Here is a 6,811-nt window from a genome sequence, read left to right on the forward strand (position 1 = left end):
ATTACCCTTCCTGTTCCTGCGCAATTTTATGCTCAAACTCACGACTCAGACTGACTTTTTTAAGTTTTGCTGTCGCGCTTATTTTGTTGCTAGCAATAATGGTTATCTTATTTTGAGTGCGAGTAATTAAGGTCGCGAGAATCTTACGGACAAAGGTCTCATCGTAGACGCCATCAATATCATCCAGAATAACAAGGGGTTTATCCGCAAGCACTGCACGCACGATATAGAGTGAGTAGACGACCTGTCGTGAGAATGGCACTCGTTGATTGCCACTGAGTTGAGTATAGAAACCATCAGGAAGGCTATCTATCTGGGCTTTTATACCTAGCGTCTCACAAAGCGCATAGGCTGCAGTGTTCGATTTCGGTTTAAAACAGGTTAGGTTATCAATAATTGAGCCCTCGACAAACGTACTTTGATTGTTGACGAGAATAACGCTGTTTTTCCAGGTGTTATAGTTGATGGCTTCTAAGGGGTTATCATTGATAGTGATTAACAATTGAGCGTCAATTCTCTGTCTTGATAAGCACGAAGAGAGGTGAGTTTTGCCAGAACCGCTTATGCCGGTCAATAAATAAGCTGTACCTTGATTAAATTGAATTCGCGTTCGATTAGGGAAGACAACCGTTATCTGCTCTACCGAGAGTTGTTCGTTATTATTGTCCTGCTCGGTCACCAAGTCTAATACTTCACCGATGCGTCGGATATGAAGTTTATTTAATTTCCAACGACTTAAAGTGCGCATGACTTGCTGATAAGGAGCGAAGTAACGGTTAGTCAGCATAATGATAGCAGCCATAATACCTTGACTGGATTCTAAGTTGATGACCGCTGACGCAAGTAAAACCACCACACAAGCAATGGAGAGTTGTTGAGTTAGGGATAAGATAAGCCCAAAGTGTGACTCGATTTGTTCATAGTTAATGGCTTCTTTCTCTCGATCCTTGATCATCTCTGTCATCAAGCTTTCGATACGATATTCCATGTTTCGAGCCTTGATATCCATCGGGCTTGAAACTATCTCGATAATTTTAGACGTCGTTAACCCCTCGATATCTGATTTACTCTGTAGATTGGCGACTTTTTTATCAGAAAGTCTCACTGCCGCTACCGCTAAGGCGATTGACGCCAATAAAAGCGTTAATCCCGCACCGGTATTAATCACGCCGATTAACGTTATTGTGATGATACTGACTGCTAGGTTGATAAGGGCTCGAACCGATTCTCCGCCAAAAAAAGACTTAATTTCTGGAATGGTTGCGATTCTTTCAAGATATTCTCCGGGTTCCCGTTGGCGAAATTTAGAGAATTCGGCTAGGCAAACTGAGCGGAATACTTTGTTGGTTAAATTGCTTTCAAACTGACTCATCAGTGCGGAGGATATTTTTTCTTCTTGAGCTTTTAGTAAATAGTCCAAATAGATAGCAAACAAGATAATCGCAAAAAGCAGAAACAGCGTGTCTTTTGCCTGATTAGGTAACACTCGATCAAAGATAATAAGAATGGAAAAGGGCAGCACTAAGCCGAGCAAAGTGGAAAGCACCGTTGACGCAGTCAAGTAAAGCTTATCGGCTAAGTTGATTCGCTGTGAGAAGTGTTTAGTTTGCATATCAATATTCTCTCAGTTCCATTATTCCAAAAGATGCATCGGGATCAGTTCTTCTTCGGTTTGTGGTGTCATTTTTGTCATTAATGGCGCTAATTTTTGAATGGCTTCAATAGATAGAGAACCTTTTGAGCGCTCGAGGTTAATGATATTAATCATGTAGTCATAGCGTGTGTTTTGATAATCACGTACCGCATTGAACAGCTTACTCTCTGCAGCAAGCAGGTCGGTAATCGTTCTTGTACCGAGTTTCTGAGCTCTTTGAATACCACGATACGAGGCATAATTAGCTCGAATGATTCGTTGGTAACTAGCGACGGACTGAGAGAGGTCATTAATGCTCATAAGGACATTATTGACCTCATTTCGGGTTGTTAATAACGTCTCTTGGTAGAGAATTTCTTGACGTTCAAGCGATTTTGAAGATTTTTGGTAATCGTAATAATCAGAGCCACCAGAGGTGATTGGAATACTCAAGTTAAGACCGATATTGGCTGAGTCGCTGTTACCTGTTGCTGCGGCATCATCGCTATCTTCAAAGTCATGGGTGTAGTCATAGTTATACCCAGCGGTCATTGAAAGGGTTGGGATAAAATTAGCGGCGCTTTCTTTTAAGCCTTGTCGTGTCACCTCAAGGGTATTGCGTGCAACAAGAACGGAGCTGTTGAATCTTAATGCATCAGTGATGAGAACTTGGATCTGGGAGCGGTCAAATTGGTCCAGTTCAGCTCGGGTCAATAAGTCTTCGGAGGGAGTGACTGGATATTGAAGCAGCAGTGTCAGATCGTTGAGTATCACATCTCGGTCTTTACGCAGACTTCGCAAGCGATTGCTGACTTCCTCCCGCTGTGCGATCACTTCATACATCTCACTGCCTGCGGTGTTACCCAGTTCAACATTACGTCTCATTTGGGCTTCTCGTGAGGCGGACGACTTTAGCTCAACTTCCGTTGCCTTAATCTGCGCATTATTCTTTAGGTACTCGAAGTAGCTGGAGGCAATTTCTACTATCGTGCTTTGTATTTTGTCTTCGTGCGACAACTCTTCGGCGGAGTAGTTGAGTTTTGCGGTTTGGTATTTGTATATGTCACCGATATTGAAGATAGTTTGTGATAAAGACAGTGCCAACCCACTGGTTTGAGAGTACGTGGTCGTGTCTTTTTCCCCTCGTCGAATGGCATTGTTTTCAGCCCAATTTGTATTGGCGCTGGCGGTAAGTGATGGTAAGAACTTAGAACGGCTTACCCCAATGTTGTTTTCGCTCTCTTCCAATCCCTTAATGCTCGCTTTAACAGAGAGATTATTTTGCAATCCCATCTCTACCGCCTCCAGTAAACTGGCACTTTGACAGTAAAGTGGAGCTAGGCATAAAGCCATAGCAAGTCCGATTCTAGTTGAGCTTTTGAACAGCAACATATTTGTTTATTACCTTAATGATTTCTTCATTCTTGTAAGGCTTACTGATGACAAAATCCATACCAGCTTCAATACATGCTTGATGTTCTTGACTACTGGTTAATGCAGTCGCACCAATGATGGTGCAGGGTATAAAGTCTTGCTGTTTTTCATAAGTCCTTATAAGTTTGGTGGCCTCAAGACCATTCATTCCCGGCATAATACAATCCATGAAGATAATATCTGAACGCGAGCTCTTATAATGTTCAACCGCGATTGAACCGTCACTGACGACATGTGGTTCATACTCTTGTTTAGTCAGTATTCGCTTGAGCAGGATTTGTTGCACTCGGTCATCTTCGACAATCAAAAATGAACTATTTTGTGCATTGTCTTCGGTAGATTCAGAGTCTAACGCCGTGGCTAACGTTGGAATAAACTCAAAACCTAAAATAGGCGAGTAGAAAATTTTATCTACATAAGAAATGGCTTCTTGGGCTAATTGTGCAGAAGAGACAGAAATAAACAGTTTGGTATCAGGAACGTTTTTTAACTGTGATTTAACCGTTTTGCATAAACTGGGTAGTTTGTTGTTTTCAATCGTATCAGTCAGAAAAATGGCGTCGTATTGCTTGAAGTTGCTCGCCAATTTGAATAGTTCGTTGGTTGATTTTACGCCTTCAATCGTTGCTCCAGTATGCGCTAAGGTATTGGAAATGATGTCAATTTGAAGAGGCGAATCAGATAACACCAAGAGCTTTCTATCTTTGAGTTCGGTTTCGTCAGATAGGTAGCCTTTTACTTTTAAATCCAACTCGATTTGAAAACACGTCTGGTGACCTGATTGTTTCCAACGGATATGGAAATTACTGTCCTCATTGAGCAGTGTTTTAGCCAGTTCTTCGTTGCTGGTGGGGGGATTTGGATGTTCGCTCCAGTGCAATTGTTCCAGCTTAGTTAACGACACGTTAGAAGTGGTCAAAAAATACAAAGATAAGGTCAGGCGTGTTTTTTCCACGCTGTGAGCTGCACCCGATTGAACGTGGAACAAGCGGTGCTGACTTGATTGAACTTGCATGGCGCTCGACATTTGCAAGAACAGTATCCAAAACAGACGGGTAGATTGACCCTCGGTACGATTTGGGATGCCGCTATCGATATAACATTCTAGTCGTGTCTGCTCGCGGCTTGCTTTTGAGCTTAAGTGAATCACTAACTCGGATAAGGTGTTAGGCAAAGAGAATTCAGCGTGTTCATTTTCCCCGCCCTTAGAAATCAAACGGTTGTAGTTATCCGCAAGCTCAGATAGCGTATTTGCGGCGGAGGTGATGTCTTTCGCCATCAACACGCCATTTTCGTCGGTCTCTTGGACTAGATATTGGATCCCACCTTTGATGGTCGTTGTGATACTTCTGATTTCGTAACCAATCAGTGCATAAAGCTGCTTATAGAGGTCGCTAACTTGTTTTTGTCGCTCCAGTTGTTCAAATATCTGTTTGAGTAACGAATAGACGCGGCGCATGTGGCTATCAAGACTGGTATCATTCAGTTGAACTCGGATCTGGTCTGGGTCCATTTGCTCGATGTGCTTTGATAGCGTGACAATACGTTCACTTTCGCTGAACGTGTTTTGGTTGATGTTTGAGATTTTTCTAAAGTAAAGACGGCTTGTCGCGAGAATGGTGACGATTAAGCCAACGATAACTAAGCTGAGTTGATAAGTGTATCGTTGCTTTTGATTGAGTTCTGATGCGAGTATCGCTAGAACGAGATTTTGATGATTTTGTTGCAAACGTATGTTCGCGACAACTAACGCATCATAGAGTGTTCGATGACTGTCTAGGGATATTGAGTGGCGGTGATAGCGAGAGAGTGCGAGTTGAAGGTTAGCGTATTCAACCGCTCCAACGAGACTCAACTGGCTTTTGTCTGACGATGCAGAGGCGATCAATTGCGCTAAATCGGCTTTGATGTTGTTAAGTTGAGAGTTAATAGGGTCAAACCTGCAATCGTTGGCAATTAAGCAGTCTTGGATCGACAATGTCACACTGCTTGTCGCTTCATTGAGTTTTTTTGATGCTCGGACAAGTGGATGCGCATTGGTGGTTTCTAGTGGCGTGATGGCTTTCCATTGGAAAAATAGCACGGCGGTAATGAGCGTAAATAAGACCGATAGTGCGATGCACAATCGGAATAAAGAAAAGGTGAAATAGGGTTTCGATAGACTCACTTAAGGCTACCTCTCATCAAACGCATCTTCGATTGCGGACATTACAGGTTTCGCTGCGTACTCGATGACCCTTCGCGAGCCGGTTTTTATATCCGCGGTAAACTCCATATAAGGGGACAGATTGTACTTGGCTCCAGAGCGCTCAAGGAAGTTATTCTCTAGCTCGATTGCCGCCAAATAAAATTGCGTGTCTTCTTCTTCGTAAGAGGAACGGCTGATTGAGGTAATCGTGCCTTGAATAAATCCATATTTAGCAAAGTTATAAGTATCAAGTTTGACTTTAACTTGCTGTCCCACTTCCACAAACCCCATCTCTTTACGAGGTATTTTGGCTTCGCCATGCAGAGTATTATTGAGTGGTGCAATGTCTGCGATACTCTCTCCTGGAGGTACAATGGCAGACTTAAAGTTGAAGTGAACTTTATCGACCACACCATCTATCGGAGAATAGACCGTTAATCGGTCGACTTTATCTGAATGCTGAGGTTGTTGAAGCTGTTTGATTCTGATGTCTTTTTCTGCCTGAATGATCTGGGCTTGGTATTCCGCGTTACGATTCTCAATTAGGTCGCGTAACTGCTTATCGAGTTTTTTGAATTGAAAGTCTTCGTTCATTAGCGATTCATCAAGATTTTCTATCTCACGAACCATGTTCGATTCTTGAACCTGCATGTTTAAAACGTCGACATAGGATCCCATTTCTTCTTTATAGAGCGTTTGCTTTATATCGAGTTGTTTCCGAATTAACTTGAGTTGATTGAGTGAGCTTTTACGGCGCTTTTTCATCGAACGGATCAAGGCTTGCTTATGCTCAATATCATGGGAAATAAGCTGCTCGTTGGATTGGTTTTTGGTGAACTCTTGATGCCATGTATTTCTATTGGTTGTAACGAGATCTTGGTGGCTGGTTTGATATTGTGAAAAGTCAGGCTCCACCATATTCAAAAGACTGGTATATCGGATTTTGTCGAGTTGCAACTGAACCAACTCAGTATTGACGGTATCGAGCTGGCTGTTTCGTTCTAGCGCTTTTAGTCTAGCGATAGGTTGCCCCTGATAAACGAGATCACCTTTGTGTACCAGTAATGTATCCAGTATCCCACCTTCCAAATGCTGTACTTTCTCTATGTCTGAATCAAGCAGTAGCTCTCCACGGACAGAAACGACGATATCAATACGCGCTTGCGAGGCAACGATAGTGGAGATAAGAATTAAGAAAAAAATAACGAGCAGCGTCTTGTGAACAGGCGTCATTGTGCTTGACAGTACAATGCTGTCATCTAGCGTGCTCTCTTCAGACGCGTTGTTCGAAATTAGCGCATTTTTAAGATGCTGTTCAATGGGGTTCTTGCTCACATTACACCTGTGTTCATTTGGTTATGGCTGCCACTATTGACTAATTGCTTGATTTGATTCTAAAGGACCGCTGAATCAAGTTTGATGGCGTTAATCAAATCTACTGGTGGATAAAATTCATGTTTAGCAATGTGCTCCAATTTGGAGAGCTTTACGGGTGTATCCTCATCGTTGAAAAACATTCTTGTCATCGTAACCCGCCGAAAGTAGTGCTATTTCAT

General features: G+C 42.5%; 4 protein-coding genes. All 4 read right to left on the bottom strand.

Annotated elements, in window-relative coordinates; genetic code table 11:
• Window position 1: 1 nt before the first annotated feature.
• The 4 genes from L9Q39_RS06405 to L9Q39_RS06420 are packed head-to-tail and all read right to left on the bottom strand — an operon-like array spanning window position 2 to window position 6,590.
• Window positions 2-1,612, bottom strand: coding sequence for an ATP-binding cassette domain-containing protein (locus L9Q39_RS06405; RefSeq protein ID WP_237484266.1), 1,611 nt, complete (start codon window positions 1,610-1,612; stop codon window positions 2-4).
• Between the two features lie 21 nt (window positions 1,613-1,633).
• Entirely contained in the window at window positions 1,634-2,986 is a 1,353-nt protein-coding gene (locus L9Q39_RS06410) for a TolC family protein (RefSeq protein WP_237484267.1), read from the bottom strand.
• 13 nt (window positions 2,987-2,999) lie between these two features.
• The gene (locus tag L9Q39_RS06415; RefSeq protein ID WP_237484268.1) at window positions 3,000-5,234 is read right to left on the bottom strand and encodes an ATP-binding response regulator; all 2,235 of its coding nucleotides are present in this window, start codon (window positions 5,232-5,234) and stop codon (window positions 3,000-3,002) included.
• Between the two features lie 6 nt (window positions 5,235-5,240).
• Window positions 5,241-6,590 carry an HlyD family type I secretion periplasmic adaptor subunit gene (locus L9Q39_RS06420; RefSeq protein WP_237484269.1) on the bottom strand — a complete coding sequence of 450 codons (1,350 nt, stop codon included), beginning with the start codon at window positions 6,588-6,590 and terminating at the stop codon, window positions 5,241-5,243.
• Window positions 6,591-6,811: the final 221 nt, after the last annotated feature.

Origin of the sequence: Vibrio hippocampi (genome assembly GCF_921292975.1) — a bacterium.
Lineage (GTDB): Bacteria > Pseudomonadota > Gammaproteobacteria > Enterobacterales > Vibrionaceae > Vibrio > Vibrio hippocampi.